This is a genomic window from Rothia sp. HMSC058E10 (genome assembly GCF_001809415.1).
Lineage (GTDB): Bacteria > Actinomycetota > Actinomycetes > Actinomycetales > Micrococcaceae > Rothia > Rothia dentocariosa.
Map to the genome: position 1 here is coordinate 146688 of NZ_KV797641.1, position 18455 is coordinate 165142.

An 18455-nucleotide genomic window follows, 5' to 3' on the forward strand; every position below is an offset into this window, starting at 1 on the left:
TCCTAGCAGCTTTAATTTCTCACTAGTATGTTCGCTGTCTTTCAAGTATTTTATGCGGTCTCGGTCCCTGCAGAGGCATCCCGTGATGCCTGTCGTTTTGCCTTCACCTGCGCATTAACAGCATTAATAACTGCTGATACGGTCTCGTTAAAATCCAAATCCGAGCTGTCTACCAGGGCTACACCGGGAGCGGCTTCCATAAAATTATTCACTTTAGAATCTTGGGTATCGCGTTCAGAGATCTGCTGCTTAAGGTCGCCGGACTCCCCTGATTTTTCGGTGTTCTCTAGTCCACGGCGTGCCATGCGCACCTCTTCCGATGCGGTTAGCAGTATGCGTGCATCTGCATCCGGTGCCACCACGGTTGTAATATCTCGCCCCTCCGCCACAATACCGTTGACCGCCTGGTTGATCGTCCAGCGTTGTAGCTCGATGAGGTATTCACGAACGGCAGGCACAGAGGCTACCGCAGAGACCGCACCAGAAATTCGTTCAGTGCGGATTTCCTCGCGAATATCGGTGGTGCCCATCAAAATTTCTTCTTCTTTGATATTGGTTCCGAAGACGAGCGGCATCTCTCGCACAGCTTTCCCGATAGCGTCTTGATCAGCAAGATCAATATCGAGTTGAATTACACGATAGGTTGCGGCACGATACATAGCGCCTGTGTCTAGATACGCTAACCCAAAATGGCGTGCGACTTCTTTTGAGACCGATGATTTTCCAGAACCTGACGGTCCATCGATCGCGATCGTAAGTTTAGGGTTCTCATGCATAACATTACTTTCTGTCTGCGAGGGGTCCCGCATGTTGAGTGTCAAAATAATCTTGAATATCCAGGCTTACGGGGGGGTAACTGCTGAAGAACGCCAGCTATTTTACGACTTTCCAGCCTCGTTCCGTGAGCCCGTCTACCAAATAGTCGTGTTTTGCCGGGTTTACCGAGACCTCAGCCATGCCGACGGGCGCGCCCGTGGAGTGCTCCAGCCGCAAATCTTCAAGGTTAACCCCTAAGTCACCAATATCTGCCAGCATCCGGGCCAAAGTTCCGGGCTCATCATCAACCAAAACGGTGAGGGTCGCAAAAGCCGTCGGAACTCCGCCGTGTTTACCGGGGATGCGCGCCACACCGGCGTTGCCTTCGCTCATCAGCTGCGCAAGATCAAGCCTGGCGCCCGATGCCGAAGGATCTTCCAATGTTTCAATCAGACGGTTTAAATCTTCTCGCACACCATAGAGGCTCTTCACGATAGGCGCTGCGTTCGCCGCAAAAATCTGCACCCAGAGTGCGGGGTCGGAAGCAGCAATGCGGACCGTATCGCGAAGCCCTTGCCCCGCTAAACCAAGCGCATATAAGGGAGTTTCCTGCAGCCGAGTCGCTAGCAGGGAGCTCATAGCCTGCGGCAGATGTGAAATCAACGCAACCGTTTCGTCATGTTCTTCAGCGCTAAGAGTCGTCACGAAAGAGCCAAGCTCTACCGCAAGGGCGCGCACTAATCGCACGCACTCGATACGTGCATCGTCATGTTCGCAGATAATCCAGGGACGCGCCTGAAAAAGCTCCCCACGCGCCGCAACCGGGCCGGTCTTTTCACGCCCAGCCATCGGGTGCGAACCAACGTATCGTGAAGCATCAGCATCAGAGGCGAGTACCTGCTCTAAAGGCTGTACTTTAACGGAGGCAATGTCGGTCACGGTAGCGCCCGCATATCCGGGGCTAGGCGCATACTCCCGCAATGCCTGTATGCAAAGCTTTCCGGCTATATCCGGCGGAGAAGCCACAACTACCAGCTGCGGGGCGAAAGACTCACGCTCATCGGGCTCAAGGGTATCGAGCCGGGTTCCTGCCCCAATATCTTCGGCGACGGCTTCAACGGTGGGCGAAATATCCTGCAGATAAACTTCAAGCCCCGCAGCACGCAAACCTAGCCCGATAGATGCGCCCAATAGGCCAGCCCCTACCACGAGGACCGGTCCTTCCAGCATGGGGGTCATAGTTGTTTCTGTCATTACATCTCCACCGAAGCAAGCAGATGCCCAATTTCGACTTTAGAAAGATTACGAACAGTCCCCTGCTTCTGCGATCCGATACGAATGGGACCCATCTGCACACGAACAAGTTTCTCCACAGGATACCCCACGGCTTCAAAGAGGCGGCGCACAATACGGTTCTTGCCCGAGTGAATGGTCACTTCAATCAGCACATGGCCGGGCGCCGAATCCACAAGTTTAAAAGAATCCACCCTCGATATGCCGTCTTCAAGGCGAATACCTTTCTTTAGCTCAGCGCCAATACCTGATTCTACTGGACCGCGCACCTGCACCAGATACGTTTTGGGTACCTCATACGAAGGATGTGTTAAACGGTTTGCAAGCTCGCCGTCGTTAGTAAGAAGCAGCAGCCCCTCGGTTTCCACGTCTAATCGTCCCACATGGAAAACGCGCTCATTCATAGAGTCACGTAGAAAATCTTTAATGCAGGGGCGGCCATCGGGGTCTTCCATCGTGGAAACGACGCCAGCAGGTTTATTGAACGCCATGTAGATGAGCTTTTCGTTAGTCTGCACGGTCATACCATCAACCTGCACAATCACATCGGCAGGATTAACACGCACCCCCAGCTCGGTCACGACCTCACCGTTAACGGTCACTCGTCCTTCCGTGATCATCTCTTCACATACACGACGCGATGCAACACCTGCCTGCGCCATCAATTTTTGCAGGCGTACACCGTCGTGATCATAGAAATCAAAATGATCCACAGGCGCGTTACGGGGACGGCGTGGGCGATGTGGCCCAGAGTAGTTATTTACCCTGTATTCGCCGCGCTCATGCGGGAAAGCTTCACCGGAACGATAGGGGCGATGCGGCGCCCGCCTATCCCGCTTGGAAGCACCCGCACCGTGGCTACGCGTGGCGCGTGGAGACCCTGATGTACCGGCTTTAGGCTTTCCACCGCCTGAAGTTTTGCCGCTAAATTTACCGCCTCGGGTTGAGGAGCTAGCGCCCACGCCATTACGTTTCGCGCCGGGTCGAGGTTTCCGCGACCCGGGGTTTTTACCGCGAGAGTTTCCATATGTCATAGTCTTATTCCTTATGTCGTTCGTCTGAAGTTTTCACAAGATTTTGGTGCCCGCCGCTTCCTAGATTTAGTCCGCGGGCGGATAGGTTAGTTACGATTACCGTGTTCAGAGGGGCTGTCAGAGAGCACTGCTGCCTCGGTTTCATCAGGTAAAAGAGGCGCAAGCGCGGGAAGCTCTTCCAGAGAGTTGAGACCTAATTTTGTCAAGAAAAGTTCCGTAGTCTCGTAAAGAACCGCGCCGGTTCCCTCCTCTTTACCGGCCGCGCGCACGAGCTGGCGCTGTAGCAGCTGACGTACCGATGCATCCGCGTTTGTTCCTCGGACTGCGGCTATTGCGGCACGCGTAACCGGCTGCCGGTAAGCGATAACTGCCAGGGTTTCATATGCGCTTTTGCTCAGGGTAGCGCTCTGTGAACGGGTCACAAACCTCGCTACCCAGGGAGCAAAATCGGCGCGAGAATACAACCGCCAGCCACCGGCAACTTGGCGAAGCTCAAAACCACGCGGCTCGTGAGCGGGAGTGTCTTCACCATATTCCGAATCGTCACCGTTATATTCACGATAAAGCTCGTCAAGAGCGTGCTCAATACTGCGCTCATTGACAATCAGGGCGGCAGAGAGTTCGCGCACACTTACAGGGGTATCAGCAACAGCAAGAATAGCTTCAATAGCGCTTTTCACGCCCCCAGGAATAAGCTCAACGCGCGAGAATTCCTCTGCATCAGCGGCAACCGCTCGGGTTACCTTCGCGGGATGCCGAGCATCCGAAGACGTTATATTTTTATCAGAATCGTGCTCAGTCTCGGCTTTGTGTTCCTGGTCAGTAGAAGTCTGCTCGGGTACCGAGGCATTTTCGCGATCAGATTCTTCTCCGGATTCACTGTCTGTCTCAGTATCGGCACTAGGGTCCCAGTAGCCTAGGTTCACCATCGCTAAATCATTCTCGGTGAATTCATCCTCAAATCGGCTCCCCTGCTGCTGCACGGCTGTCTTACCAGCAGAGTCGAAGGATTCTTCGCTCATGCGGTCTCCTCCCCTGCGTTTTTAACGTTCTCTGAAAAGGTAAGATCATCCGGGCTATCGCGATGTTCTGGGCTGTAGCCCTGCCCTGTATCATGTGCTGACACTGCCGGTTCAGCAGGAACAAAAGCACGCGCATATTCGGTAGCACGTACCGAAATCTCGGCAAGCGGCGCATCCTGATGTACGTCTACCGCGCCCTCTTTATACAGTTCTAAGAGCGCCAAGAAACGCACAACTGCGATGTCAAGTCCCTGAGCATCATGCACCAGTGCCGAAAATGTTACCGATGATACCGTCGGTTTACACGCAAGAAGTGCATCCAGAATATATTGTTCTTCGTGTGCAATCGTTGTTGAGGCGCCGTGAAGGTGCTCATTCAGTTCCTCAGCAACATCAGCCGGATTCGGTTCTAAATTAGTCGAAGGTTTCGGGGCAAATGCTTGCGCTGCAATACGCGCAAATTCCTCCACTCCCCCTTTGAAAACAAGCTCTGGAAGGGCCTTCACAAATACAGGTTCCAGCGCCACGGTCCGCGGAAAGCGCTGGGTCTCTTCGCGCCAACGATCAGCGAAAATAGCGGCTACCTCACGGTAGGCGCGGTACTGAAGCAACCGGGCAAAAAGCAAATCACGCGCTTCTAGAAGAGCCACATCCTGATCCAATGGCTCATGATTCTGCGGGAGTAGCCGGGCGGCTTTAAGCTCTAGCAGAGTCGCGGCCGTTACCAAAAAATCGCTTGCCTCGTCTAATGCGCGTTCGGTGCCCTGTGAATATAGGGCATGCAGATACTCCAGGAACTCGTCGGTTACTTCAGCAAGCGCAATGTCTGTGATATCGAGCTTACGACGTGTGATCAGTGTTAGGAGAAGGTCGAATGGGCCCTCAAAATTCGGTAAATTAAGCGTGAATCCAGCACCGTTCACCGGATTGGAGGCATCAGACGTCTCATGCGGTGTCGGTACCCTCACGGCAGCGACATTTTTGGTCATAGGTGACCGATTTCCTTTACTGGGGATTGCAGGATAACCTGCGAGATCATGAAAGATACGGGATGTACCGCCCATATTATACGTGCCTTGACACCATACCTTCAAGGTTTATAGGTGGTGTCAAGGCACATGGGATCCAGGATCTTATCGGGCTCCGCCCTTGTAAATAAGTTCACGGGCCACCTGCCGGTAAGCTTGAGCCCCGGTGTGGTTGCTGGCATATGAGAGGATAGGCTCTGCCGATACTGTAGCATCCGGGAATTTAACGGTTCGCTTAATCACGGTGTCAAAGACTTTATCTCCGAAGGCGTCAATAATACGTGCAAGCACTTCTTTAGAATGGATGGTACGGGCGTCAAACATGGTCGCAAGAACGCCGGTAATTTCTAGATCCGGGTTCAGGCGATCCTGCACTTTCTCGATAGAGTCCACGAGAAGCGCCACAGCTCGTAGGGCAAAGAATTCGCAGATAAGCGGGATGATAACGCCATGCGATGCTGTCAATGCGTTTACGGTTAGCAGGCCGAGCGAGGGCTGACAGTCAATCAGAATAACATCGTACTCATTCTGTACCTTACGTAAGGCTGAGGCGAGTACCTGCTCGCGAGCAACTTCGTTTACTAGCTGAACTTCAGCCGCAGAAAGGTCGATGTTTGCGGGAAGAAGGTCGATGTTCTCGATATCGGTCGGTAGAATAACATCGTTAATATCGACCTTACGATCCATCATCACGTTGTACACGGTCAGCTCAAGCTCATGCGGATTTGTACCGAAACCAGCGGACAGGGCACCCTGAGGATCGAAGTCTACAAGGAGCACTTTACGACCACACTCCGCAAGTGCAGCACCAAGGTTTATGGTTGAGGTCGTCTTTCCTACGCCACCCTTCTGATTCACCATTGAGATGATGCGGGCGGGACCATGTTGGCTTATAGGCGCAGGATCGGGATATTCACGTAGGGGTCGGCCGGTTGGTCCGAGTTCTTGTGCCGATGCTTCGGTCAACTTATCTTCACCTTCGTCAACGAATTTTCTCTTCATGTATAAGGTTACCCCACACACGCCCGCTCAGCAGGTTTGTGAGTTCGCTTTACGTACGAATTATGTTACATCGCGCTCTGTTCAGGTCTATAAACCAAATAATTCGGGAATTCTAGAGGCCCCGCTCACCATAAGCCACAGCATTATGTAATTCTCATGCTAAATCAGACCTTGCAATATGCGGGAAGGCGCTTTCCTCCTAGAAACAGATACACCTCCCCGCATACTTTTTAACTTATTGATCTTCCGGTAGCGTCACAGTATTTTTAATCTTTGGTTCAGCCACAACGGACATCTGTTTGGTGGGAGATTTTTGACTTACCGCATTATCCACGTATTGGTCACCGTGTAGTTCGCCGCCCATGGTGGATTCGTCAAAGGGGATCTCCCCTTTCAGCACCGCATGAACACGATCCATATCTACCTCTTTAACAATCTTCCCCATGAGTAACGTCGCCACTGCGTTGCCTGTGAAGTTAGTGACCGCACGTGCTTCAGACATGAAGCGATCGATTCCCACGATCAAGCCCACACCATTAACAAGGTCGGGGCGGTGCGACTGCAAACCGCCTGCCAGGGTCGCCAACCCTGCGCCCGAAACACCGGCAGCTCCTTTCGAAGCAATGATCATGAAGACCAGCAGAGAAATCTGCTCGCCTAACGCAAGTGGAGTCCCCATAGCCTCCGCGACAAAGAGGGCGCTCATCGTCAGGTAAATTGCGGTGCCATCCAGGTTAAAGGAATACCCCGTAGGAACCACAACGCCTACAACAGGCTTCGAAACACCTAAGTGCTCCATTTTGGCGATAAGACGCGGCAGCGCTGCCTCCGACGAGGATGTTGAGAAGATGAGGAGATATTCGCGTGCCAGATATTTCAACAGGGTAAAGATATTCACACCGGTTACGAGCTTGAGAATAGTGCCCAGAACGATTACGACAAAGAGAATACAAGTGATATAGAATGCCACCATCAAAATAAACATTGAGGAGATCGCACGGGAACCGGTAGAACCTACAACAGCTGCAATCGCACCAAGCGCACCAGCAGGCGCTAACCACATAATCATCATGAGCAGACGGAATACGAGCGCCTGACAGTAGGTCAGAAATTTGAGGATGGGAGCGCCAACCGGTCCCATCTTCTGCAGGGCAAAGCCGGTCAAAAGCGCTACGAAAAGGGTTTGCAGAATATTACCGCTTGTCAAGGCCGAAAGCAAAGAAGTCGGCACGATGTTGAGCAGGAACGAGACAGTGCTGTCACCGCCATGTCCTTCAGACGAATTTGGAAGCGTGTATTTCGTTGTTGCCGGGTCATAGTGCAGCGAGCTTCCCGGCTCGATAATATTACCCACAACCAAACCAATCCCTAAGGCAAAGGTCGACATGAGTACGAAGTACAGCAACGCCAATCCACCGACCTTGCCGACGGTTGCTGCCTTAGCAATAGACCCTACACCCAGCACAATCGTACAGAAAATTACAGGGGCGATCATCATCTTGATGAGAGCGATAAAACCAGTACCGATGGGCTGCAGCTCTTTTGCAAAATCGGGAACGGTCATTCCCAAGATACACCCAAGGATCACAGCGGCAATCACCGAGAGGTAGAGCATATGGGTTGGGTCTTTGTAGAACGGTTTCTTTGCGGATTCCGTACTCATTAATTCTTTCCTTTCGCGCCGGGGACGCACGGTGCTGTGTGTCTATACCGACCAGAACTTTATTGTTCCGGATTCAGGATGTTATACAGGCTACACCTACGGCAACATTAACGCGGGTGTTTTCTGACTAAAATATGCCATTGCAACAGAATATTTACATGTCTGTTACAAACAGCATAAATATTACATCTTTAGAGTGTAAATCGTATAAATAAGCTAAATTATAGTATCTTATTGGCGTATTTTCTCCTTAAACGCATATTTGTCGGCATAGCTATACAGACATAGTGTCGTCGTTCCTCGCAGCCATTCCCCACAGTCTACTTCTACTAATCACCTACTAAGTACGCTCATGTGCACGAGGATGCGCCATACGGTAAACCTCCAGCATCCCTTCCGGAGTAACCTTGGTATACACCTGCGTAGTCGCAATCGAGGCGTGTCCCAATAGTTCCTGAACCACGCGAATATCGGCGCCGCCCTGTACAAGATGCGTCGCAAACGAGTGTCGAATAGAGTGGGGCGAAAAATCAGAGCTCAGCCCTGCCTCCTCAGCTGCTTCTTTGAGGATAAGCCATGCTCCCTGTCGACCCAGCCGGCTCCCCCGCCCGTTGAGGAAAAGCGCAGCAGTACCTTTGCCGTGTGACGCAAACTTGGGGCGAGCGCGCACAATATAGTCTTCCAGCGCCCTCTGCGCGTAGGATCCCAAAGGTACTAAACGCTCTTTACCCCCCTTTCCAAAAAGGCGCACATACCCGGGAAGTGCAATAGATTCTCCGTTTTCATCGCGGGGTTTTTCGCCCAGGTGTATATCGTCCAGATCTGTTGCCAGCATCTCGCTCACGCGCGCACCGGTAGCATATAAGAACTCAAGTATCGCTCGATTACGCAGGCCGGTGGGAGTCTTAAGACTGGGAATGGCAAGGAGCTTTTGCATTTGCTCCACGGATACGGCTTTGGGCAATCGCTTCACATTTTTAGGCGGTTTCACGGCAGCGGCAGGATCGGTCTCCAGTATGCGCGAAGCATGCCAGAAACTATGCGCGCCACGAACTGCAGCCATGGTACGTGCAATTGAATTAGGGCCCAGCGGCATAGGCAGTGTGACATCACGCATACTCGTTGAAGGAGCCTTTGTCTGATCCGAGGTGTAGAGGGAAACCGCCAAAGACTCCAGGGCATCTTCGAGTTCCTCTGCTCGGGTATCAGATTCAGATGGTTTTTCTCCCTGACGTTTGCTGGGATGCCCCGAATCCCCGCTCTCCTCCGCACGCGGCAGTGTCGGTTGGGCAAGTTCACGCATAAAGGCACGCACATCGGCAGTGCGAATTCGGTGGGCATCAATGATACCGCGTGACGCCATAAATTCTACATACCGCCTTAAATCACGTGAATACGAAGCTATCGTATTCTCGCTGCTGCCTTTTTCAACTCGCAGGTGAATAAGATACTGTTCAATATCCCGCTCAAGCGGACTTATACGATGTATTCCTTCGCTCAGGTGCTGAGAAACCATAGCGAATTATTCCTCGTGTTTAAAAGTTTCGGGTCGGATACGGCGCCCTCCCAAGTAAGGGTGAAAATCCCAGGTATCGGCGGCTTCTCGCAGGGGCAGTTGCTCTTGCTGAGCCTCGACTGCGCAATATGACGCTAGAATAGCCTGAATAGCCAAACCGTTATGTAGTTGGCCCGCGAGCACAAGGCGTACGGCCTGTTCAAGCGGAACCCACCGGTAGGTAATCTCCGCTTCTTCGCCCCTGCGTACTATACGGTTTGCTTCAGGAACTTCATACAAGTCTTGGGCAAGGTATATACGGCCCGCTTCCGAAGCGGCTCCCGGAGTCGTGTAATAATCGACCAAGCTGCGCCAGTGATGAGCTCCAAGGTCGGTTTCTTCCGCGAGTTCGCGCTGGGCTGCATGAAGAGGGTCTTCACCAGTAATATCAAGAAGTCCTGCGGGAACCTCCCAGAGGTTCATACGCACGGGATGTCGATACTGACGCAGAAGCAGAATCTCATTCCGGTTGTTCAACGCGGCAACCGCAACGGAACCGGGCATGTCGATAACATCCCGCGTTAAAGTGGTACCGTGCCCGTCGAGATCATAATGTTCCACGGCTGCTTGGAGAACATATCCGCTATACTGCACCTCACGGCTTAGGATTTCTCGCGTTGAGGGAGCATCGATCACATCAGCATACATAGGATCTATTCGATGCGGATTCTTGTTCTCTGAAGTGTTCATATCCCTATTCTAATTTGCATACGTGTGGTCGCCAGAGTCAGAACCTTAAGGACAGAGCTATCAGCTGACAGCGCTGACGTTTCTATTTTCCTTTGGCAGAGCAAAGTCGCGGACTACATCGGCAGTCCGCGACTTCTTATAAAGAAAGTTCTTACTCTTTACCGCTACGCTTGAGAGCTGCTTTCACCAGACCCGCAAAAAGCGGATGCGGCCGCGTAGGACGCGAACGGTACTCCGGATGCGCCTGAGTCGCCACATAGTAAGGATGCACATCAGCGGGGAGCTCAACATACTCCACAAGCGAGGAATCCGGCGAAGTACCGGAGATAACCAAGCCAGCCTTCTCAAGCTGTTCACGGTACTCGTTATTAACTTCGTACCGGTGACGATGCCGTTCCGCCACTTCGGTCTCGCCATAGGCCTGAGCAACCTGTGAACCGGGAACCAGATTAGCTGTGTACAGACCCAAACGCATGGTTCCGCCCAAATCACCTGCGCCTTCCACAAACTGCTTTTGTTCTTCAATCGTGGCAATGACCGGCATTGATGTCTCCGGGTCAAACTCGGTTGAGGATGCATCAGAAAGATTCAAAACGTTTCGAGCGTACTCAATCACCATGGACTGCAGCCCCAGGCAAATGCCCAGAGTAGGAATCTTATGTTCACGAGCATATTTCAACGCGCCGATCTTGCCGTCCAGACCGCGAATACCGAAACCGCCGGGTACTAAAATGGCATCCATATCGTGCAGCTGATGGTCTGCGTCTTCATCGGTGGCGCATAGATCTGCAGCGACCCATTTGATATTGACCTTTGCATTATTCGCAAAGCCCCCGGCGCGCAGAGCCTCAGAAACCGAGAGGTATGCATCGGGAAGATCGATATACTTACCCACGAGGGCAATGTTAACGTCGGCGGAGGGGCGGTGCACCGCATCCAACAAACGATCCCACTGCGTGAAATCGGGTTCGGGGGCAGTCATGCCAAAGTATTCCAGAATATAATCGTCGAGCTTCTGGGAATGAAGGGTTTTGGGAATATCGTAGATGCTGGGGGCATCGGGACATGAGATAACGGCGGCAGTATCAACATCGCAGGCGTTACCGATTTTGGCGCGGTGCGATTCCGGAACATCACGCTCACAACGCAGAATCAAGCCATCGGGCAGGATACCCAAACCACGTAATGCTGCAACGGAATGCTGAGTAGGCTTCGTTTTGAGTTCGCCGGAAGGGCCGATAAAGGGGACCAAAGATACATGGAGGAAAAACACGTTCTGACGTCCAACGTCACGGCGTACTTGGCGTGCCGCTTCCATAAAGGGCAGCGATTCAATATCGCCTACCGTACCGCCGATTTCGGTGATGATGATATCGGGCGCGTTTTCGATTTCGGCGGCGTAACGCATACGTGCTTTGATTTCATCAGTGATATGAGGAATAACCTGCACGGTATCGCCCAAATATTCTCCGCGACGTTCTTTTGCGATAACGGTCGAGTACACCTGACCGGTTGTAACGTTAGCGGATTGGTCAAGGTTCTCATCAAGAAAGCGTTCGTAATGCCCAATATCAAGGTCTGTTTCAGCACCATCGTCAGTTACAAAGACTTCGCCGTGCTGGAAAGGGTTCATGGTACCGGGGTCTACGTTAAGGTACGGGTCAAATTTCTGCATCGTGACCGATAGACCACGAGAACGTAGAATCTGACCGAGAGAAGAAGCTGAAAGACCTTTACCGAGAGAAGAAGCAACACCACCCGTAACAAAGATTTGGCGGGTTACCTTACCGTTAGCGGACGCGTTAAGAGCGTTATTATTTTCATTCACCACGGAATTCAAGCTTACCATTTTCTTTTCCCCTATCCAATAGAACACTAACGGACGAGAGCGTTTCTCTTCCCTAGATTTAATGAGCTCTTTCCCGTATTTCGCGCAGTTTTTACGCCATAATAAACGCTTCATCTACCGCTGAATACCGTGTTACACCACAACGGCCTCTAGAAATATCTGCGACCCAATACTACCGAATATCCTTGGAATGCTCCTCAGATATATCAGCTATGACCGTTGTCTTTTCAGCACCTGTTTACTCAAGCTGACCCCCTGCGCGTAAAAGCTCCCGCGCGTGTTCTTGGGCTGCTTCCGACTGATCGTGTCCGGCGAGCATACGAGCGAGTTCTACAACACGCTCTTGGTCAGAAAGTACCTGTACTTTCGATAACGATGCGTCATCATTTTTAAGGACCAGAATATGCTGATCCGCGAAAGCCGCAACCTGTGGTAGGTGAGTTACCACCAAAACTTGTACATGCTGGGCAAGCATTGCAAGCCTGCGACCGATCTCAATAGCAGCCTTACCGCCAACGCCCGAATCTACTTCGTCAAAGATAAAGGTAGGTACCGGATCAACTTCTGCCAACACAACCTCCAACGCAAGCATTACGCGCGAAAGCTCACCTCCAGAGGCGCCTTTCCCAAGTGGACGAGGGATTGCCTCACGATGCGGAGCAAGCATAAAGGTCACTGTGTCACGACCATGAATTGAAAATTTATCTGCCTCGGCAACTTCAACAACAAGAGAAGCATTCGGCATGGCAAGCGCGGTTAGTTCTTCACTAACAGAATCCGCCAAGCGCGAAGCGGCTTCTTGACGCGCTTTCATAAGCTGAGCTGCTTGCTCTCCTAAAGCCTGACGCAGGTCGGTGAGCTCTTGTTCCAGAGATTCCTGTCGCGCTGGATCATCAACAAGGCGAGTCAGGCGATCACGAGATTCTTCGGCCCACTCAAGGACTTCCGCAATATCTGCACCATATTTTCGCGTCAAATTTTTCAGCTGCGCACGACGCTCCTGTACCTGCGCTAGGCGTTCAGGCCCTTCAGAATCTAACGAGGTCGAATAGGTAGAGATATCGGTGGCAACATCGGTCGCCAGAACTAAAAGTTCGTTGACCCGTTGAGCTAAATTCTCTATATCGCTATCGGCACCGGCTTGTCCCAGAAGAGATGTATGGGCCGCATCCAGAAGACTCAGTACATTGGCCTCTGCGCCTTCCGCATATTCACTGCCAGACAGCGCCGCCGCTGCAACGTCGGTTGCGGTACGAAGCGCCTCAACATTCATCAGTTTGATGCTTTCGTTCTTGAGCGCTTCATCCTCGCCTATTTGCGGGTTTACAGAGTCTATTTCTTCAAGCGCACCCTGCAAGCTTTGTGCTTCTAATGCTCGAGCACGAGAATTCTCACGAACCTCTTTATATTCAGCGGCTGCTACTCGGTACCGCTCATAGGTATGCTGGTATTTCTCTAGCAGGCTAAAAAGTTTCTCACCCGCATAAAGGTCTAGTGCACGACGTTGCTCGCTGGTAGATTTGAGACGCAACTGATCCGACTGACCGTGCACAGCTACAAGAGTTTGCCCAATCTCTGAAAGCTTACCGATAGGCGCGGTGCATCCTCCTACATGTGCCCGAGAGCGCCCAGAAGCATTAACGGTGCGAGCTAAGAGAAGTTCGCTTGTTTTTTCATCTACCGGGTCAGCTGTTCCACCCACTTCTTCCGCGAGGGTCAAAGCCTTATGTTCTTGAGGTAGGCGCACGATGGCTTCCGCTAAAGCGCTCTTTGCCCCTTGACGCACACTTGCAGCATCACTACGTGCCCCGAGAAGCATACCAAGTGCCGTAACGACCATAGTTTTACCGGCACCAGTTTCACCTGTTAGAACCGACAACCCGGGCTGCAAGGGTAATCGAGCATCAGTAATAATGCCCAAGTCCCGAATATGGATTTCTTCAATCACGATGCGTCTACCTTAAAGTCCTTACCGCATAGGGGCTGGAGTCGTACCACATACGCAAGCTATGTGCGGCTCTATTGCACTGACCGACTTCCTGTTGGAGCACCCCAAACATTCGGTTTTCGTGTGAGTACCAGATATAAATCAATGAGGCTCTTGTGAGCTGTTTTTTTCACCGGCATCACACGCCTCACGCTCTTCCTCAGAGGTTGGGCCTCGCCATCCTCGAATAGGCAGAGCAAACTTACGAACCAGCCGTTCAGAGAACGGGGCGGGGTGGATACGTGCCAAAAGCACTGGTTTTTCAGATTTACGCACCTCAATACGGGAGCCGGGCAGCAGATCATTCATACGTCGTCCATCGCACCACAACACACCGGATGCACCATGAGCCATCATTTCAACAGCTACCATAGAAGACGGAGATGCTACTAGCGGTCGTGCAAAAAGGGCATGTGCTGAAAGCGGCACCAATAATATAGCTTCTACCTCGGGCCAGACTACCGGTCCCCCACCTGAAAATGCGTATGCGGTGGATCCCGTGGGCGTACCTATCACCACACCATCACAGCCAAATGTGCTTATTGGCTTACGATCTACCTCAATGATGACCTCAATCATCTTCTCGCGGTTGCCTTTTTCAACGCTTACTTCATTAAGCGCCCAATCCGTATGAACACGTTTCTCCTCGTGCCATACTTCAATGTCGATTGCCATACGCTCTTCGACCGCATACTCGCTCTTGACGATGCGGTTTACAGTTTCTTGCAGATCACTTTCTTCCGATTCCGCTAAGAATCCTACGTGTCCCAGATTCACGCCGATCAGCGGAATGCTTGTATGTCGCACCATTTCTGCAGCACGCAAGATAGAACCATCACCGCCGAGGACCATACCAAGCTCAATATCAATAAGCGCAACACTCTCATGCACCACCTGCACAGGCACCGGATCGTCCCAATTTTCCGTCAAGGCTTCCAGATCAGAACGGTTCATCACGGGCACTAGACCTGCACTATGCAGCTGTTTACACGCCTGGCGGGCTGCATCCCGTGCTTCTTTGCGGCCAGTATGCGCAAAGACTAGAATTTTACGATTTTCCGTTATTGACACGTTCTACCCTCCTCACAGCAGGCATTATTTGCGAATTATCCCATGACTACTTCTTTAGTATAGCCGAATTTCCCATTATACTGGAACATATTTTCTAGAATATTATTTCGATGGAAAGGTTTGTTTGTTATTTCTGCTTCTTGCACCATAAGAAAAATTCGACGTTACCATCTTGCCCGGGTAAAGGGCTTTGCACAGTATCTATCACGCTAAGACCACATGATTGAGCCGAGTCTTGCACCTTACGCACGGCGAAAGCATGTGCTTGAGGATCTGTAACCACTCCTGCACGCCCAATTTGATGTTTTCCTACTTCAAATTGTGGTTTCACCATGAGCACTAAGTCCCCATCTTCCTCGGTCACCTGTGCAAGAGCACCTATGACTAACGTCAACGAGATAAATGATAGGTCAGAGACAACTAGGGAAACTAAGCCCCCAATATCCTCTGGAGTTAGATAACGCACGTTAAGACCTTCATAAGCATCAACTCGAGGATTCATGCGCAAAGACTCAACAAGTTGACCGTGACCCACGTCAACTGCTGCAATATGTGAAGCCCCACGGCGCAAGAGTACGTCGGTAAATCCTCCGGTAGAGGCACCTGCGTCCAGACAGCGACGGCCGGCTACAGTTATGTGCGTAAAAATATCTAAGGCACCAGCAAGTTTATGCCCGGCACGACTCACGTATTCTGTAAGAGGGCTTTCTTGTACCTGTACATCATCGTCACGATGTACAGGCTGCGATGCCTTATACACAATTTTCCCATTAACACTCACGCACCCGGCATCAATAAGTTTTGCCGCTAAAGTACGAGATGCAGCAAGCCCATGCTCGGCAAGAAATTTATCGAGCCGCACCTAGGAGTTCTCCCCGGGTTCTCGGGAGAAACGTACATTATCTTCGAGGTTATCAACTAAGGTTCCATAGGCCCGAATACGCTCTACAGGATCCATCGCTAAAACAGCCTGCAGCTGTGTTTCAAACTCCTGGTAATCAGCTTCTTCAAGGGACTCATGGCTATCAGCATTTTCTGTAGAGTTTTGTTGTTTCTTACCCATAAGTTAAACCTCGGGAAGACCTTGAATATTCGGGGTCACAGCCTGCTCCGGATGCGCCGCCCACCAGGCAGCGCAGGCTACGCGCCAGGCTTCTGCTTCCGCATCGCTGCCGGAAAAGTCATCTGGCGCGAAAGAGCCTTGGACGGTTAAATAGATATTGTTTCCCTGTACCTTGGCAGTCCATGATGGTCCATGCGCTGTAATCGCGTGGTCCTCATGGAGAATTTCGATCTGTGGATATGGTTCGAAAAAGTCATCAAGAGTGCGCAAAATATATGTGGGACGTTGTTCAGGGACCGCCGATATAACATCCTGATAGGTCTGCACGCCGGTCAGCACAAGTGCACCCGCCATATGAGCTTTGTTGGCTCCCAGAATATCGGTGTCAAGGCGGTCCCCTACAATAACGGGCTTTGAGGCTTTTACTGATTGAGCCGCAGTCTCAAAAATAGCGGCTTCAGGTTTCCCTGCGACTATCGGAGTACGGCGTGCTGCGATGCCTACCGCCGCTACTAGAGTACCATTACCGGGCGCTTGCCCTCGTTCCTTAGGAATAGTTTGGTCTGTGTTCGTGGCAACCCATAAGACGTTCTGATCAGCGAGAGTGTACGCTGCCTCTGCCAAATCTTCCCAGCTGAGTTGCGGGTTAAAACCCTGAACCACGGCAACAGGGTTGTCGGACTGTGATGATACAGGCTCCAACGCGACAGCCCGCAGACAATCTGCTAAAGCTTCAGTACCGGTAACCAGAATTTTAGACCCGGCGGGCACATGTTGAGCCAATAAAGCCGCACCAGCCTGGGCAGAACTGACAACACGTTCCGCCTGCGTGCGCACGCCTAAATCTTGCAGGTGAGCCGCTACAGATTCTACGGAGCGCGAGGCATTATTAGTCACAAAGACGACGGGAACCCCACTGCTTTCAGCGCGGTTCAAGGCTTCTGGCGCTCCCTCAATAGCGTAGGATCCAGCGTATACTACCCCGTCGAGATCTGAAAGTAAGGCATCGTACTGAGCTAGTAGGGGTTCGCTCGTCATAATGTTCAATTCTTTCTGGTTATAGACAAAGCAAGTAGCCTCAGGCGAGGGACGGATAGTTTCTACTGCTCTGTTTCATTTTGGGAAGGCTTCGTTTCATATTCAGAAGATGCAACCGCCAAGTTCTTTGACTTGTCAGAACTATATGTCTCTTCCTTCTCTGGCTGTGTTCCCTCGTCAGTATTGCTTTGTTGTTCGAGGTCTTCTAGCACAGGTTCCTCAGGTTCAAAGAGCTCGGATTCACCATAAATATCGAAAATCTCAGGCTCGGCGAACTCACCCTGTCCCAAAGCGGCTTCGGCCCTGAACGCGAGGCGTGCCCACTGTTCTGCTTCCTGGCTTCGTCCTGCATTATCTAGAGCCTCGGAATATGCTGTGAAGAGTCGAGGGCTGTATTCGAAAGCCCGTTTTGGGTTTAGCTGCGGAATTTGAAGGGCCGATATCGCTTGCGATTTTTTGCCCTGATCTGCATATATCCCAGATTCAACAATGGCGAGTTCAACGCGAACCGGGGCAGGAAGCTCTTCACGTTTAGCTTCCTCTATCATGTCAAGAGCTTTAGAAATACGGTTAAGAGCGCGCTCGCAGTCTACGAGGAGCGCAAGATGATCCAGAGAACCGCTTATGCGACGATGCGTACGTAATTCACGTAATGCTAGTTCGTAATCTTCAGCGACATATGCGGCGACACCTACAGCCTCACGTACCGCAGAAATACGTCCTGCGCTTCGAGACGCAGCAACAGCATGCTCTAGCGCAAACTGGGGATCAAGCTCCAGATATCGTCCAGTCATAACAAGATGTTTTGCAACGGTAGCGGCATTCCTAGACTCAAGTGCGCGAAGTTGACGGCTTGTAGCACTATCTAACTCACGACCTGTTACATCACTGTCAAGCTCAGGCGCCTTTGGTTTGGCAGGACGATAACCCGCCCGACCGTCAACAGATCGCACGTTCTCCTGAGACTCTGCCTTATACACGTGCTGCCTAGGTGACTTACTCCGAAAACCGAAACGATGCGATTTATTCGGGTTTTTCAAATCGTTTTGGCGTCCTCCATCGCTATCCTTATGATTTGCCCCAGCCCCATCAGAATGTTGAGCGTTAGTGTGGTAGTTACTCTTCTGGGAGTTTTTCGCAGTGGAAGCACCAATAGCACCCTGCTTATTTTTAGACTGGGGGGTCTCAGACATGAATCTCCTCAAAGGGGAAGGCGGGATCAACACAGAATCTTCGCTACAAATTTTGGAAGATAATCTCAGGGTGCTAAATGCACCTTTTATATTCTAGTACAGGTTGGCATAGACCGATACCCTAGAGATGCTAGATCACAAGATAACTTTGTCTACTGCATCTACTCGTAGAAGGCGGGCTACCGGGTTGGGGTTGTTTGGTAAAAACCAC

Annotated in this window: 16 protein-coding genes; all 16 read right to left on the reverse strand. The window is 51.5% G+C overall.

The window, feature by feature from the left end; translation table 11 throughout:
* Nucleotides 1–50: 50 nt before the first annotated feature.
* The 16 genes from cmk to HMPREF2609_RS09060 all read right to left on the reverse strand — a co-directional run bounded on the left by cmk (nt 51) and on the right by HMPREF2609_RS09060 (nt 18244).
* Nucleotides 51–776 carry a (d)CMP kinase gene (gene cmk, locus HMPREF2609_RS08985; RefSeq protein WP_070536476.1) on the reverse strand — a complete coding sequence of 242 codons (726 nt, stop codon included), beginning with the start codon at nt 774–776 and terminating at the stop codon, nt 51–53.
* A gap of 97 nt (nt 777–873) precedes the next feature.
* Complete coding sequence (locus tag HMPREF2609_RS08990; protein ID WP_048752008.1) at nt 874–2010, reverse strand: prephenate dehydrogenase; 1137 nt, start codon at nt 2008–2010, stop codon at nt 874–876.
* Nucleotides 2010–3083, reverse strand: coding sequence for a pseudouridine synthase (locus HMPREF2609_RS08995; RefSeq protein ID WP_048754852.1), 1074 nt, complete (start codon nt 3081–3083; stop codon nt 2010–2012). Before HMPREF2609_RS08995 ends, HMPREF2609_RS08990 begins: the two co-directional genes overlap by 1 nt.
* An 86-nt stretch (nt 3084–3169) precedes the next feature.
* Entirely contained in the window at nt 3170–4105 is a 936-nt protein-coding gene (gene scpB / locus HMPREF2609_RS11050; protein ID WP_083296726.1) for an SMC-Scp complex subunit ScpB, read from the reverse strand.
* Nucleotides 4102–5094 (reverse strand): segregation and condensation protein A, encoded by a 993-nt coding sequence (locus HMPREF2609_RS09005; protein ID WP_070536478.1) that lies wholly within the window; start codon nt 5092–5094, stop codon nt 4102–4104. The genes scpB and HMPREF2609_RS09005 overlap by 4 nt, the downstream gene beginning before the upstream one ends.
* A gap of 144 nt (nt 5095–5238) precedes the next feature.
* A complete protein-coding gene (locus HMPREF2609_RS09010) occupies nt 5239–6135 on the reverse strand; it encodes a ParA family protein (RefSeq protein ID WP_192831426.1) in 897 nt (298 codons plus the stop codon).
* A gap of 235 nt (nt 6136–6370) precedes the next feature.
* The gene (locus HMPREF2609_RS09015; protein WP_004004345.1) at nt 6371–7798 is read right to left on the reverse strand and encodes a C4-dicarboxylate transporter DctA; all 1428 of its coding nucleotides are present in this window, start codon (nt 7796–7798) and stop codon (nt 6371–6373) included.
* Between the two features lie 340 nt (nt 7799–8138).
* Entirely contained in the window at nt 8139–9314 is a 1176-nt protein-coding gene (locus HMPREF2609_RS09020) for a site-specific tyrosine recombinase XerD (protein WP_048752013.1), read from the reverse strand.
* Nucleotides 9315–9320: 6 nt separating this feature from the next.
* Entirely contained in the window at nt 9321–10043 is a 723-nt protein-coding gene (locus HMPREF2609_RS09025) for an NUDIX domain-containing protein (protein WP_080972610.1), read from the reverse strand.
* 151 nt (nt 10044–10194) lie between these two features.
* Nucleotides 10195–11892, reverse strand: a complete 1698-nt coding sequence (locus HMPREF2609_RS09030; protein ID WP_048752015.1) for a CTP synthase — start codon at nt 11890–11892, stop codon at nt 10195–10197.
* 238 nt (nt 11893–12130) lie between these two features.
* A complete protein-coding gene (recN, locus tag HMPREF2609_RS09035; RefSeq protein ID WP_048754857.1) occupies nt 12131–13840 on the reverse strand; it encodes a DNA repair protein RecN in 1710 nt (569 codons plus the stop codon).
* A gap of 141 nt (nt 13841–13981) precedes the next feature.
* On the reverse strand, nt 13982–14950 hold the full coding sequence (locus tag HMPREF2609_RS09040) for an NAD kinase (RefSeq protein WP_070536480.1): 969 nt from the start codon (nt 14948–14950) through the stop codon (nt 13982–13984).
* A 127-nt stretch (nt 14951–15077) separates the two neighbouring features.
* Nucleotides 15078–15812: a TlyA family RNA methyltransferase gene (locus HMPREF2609_RS09045; protein ID WP_070536482.1), complete on the reverse strand. Its 735-nt coding sequence runs from the start codon at nt 15810–15812 to the stop codon at nt 15078–15080.
* Nucleotides 15813–16013, reverse strand: a complete 201-nt coding sequence (locus tag HMPREF2609_RS09050) for a hypothetical protein (RefSeq protein WP_004004338.1) — start codon at nt 16011–16013, stop codon at nt 15813–15815.
* A 3-nt stretch (nt 16014–16016) separates the two neighbouring features.
* Nucleotides 16017–17051 carry an HAD-IIA family hydrolase gene (locus HMPREF2609_RS09055; RefSeq protein WP_070536484.1) on the reverse strand — a complete coding sequence of 345 codons (1035 nt, stop codon included), beginning with the start codon at nt 17049–17051 and terminating at the stop codon, nt 16017–16019.
* Nucleotides 17052–17113: 62 nt separating this feature from the next.
* Entirely contained in the window at nt 17114–18244 is a 1131-nt protein-coding gene (locus HMPREF2609_RS09060) for a tetratricopeptide repeat protein (RefSeq protein ID WP_070536486.1), read from the reverse strand.
* Between the last annotated feature and the right edge of the window lie 211 nt (nt 18245–18455).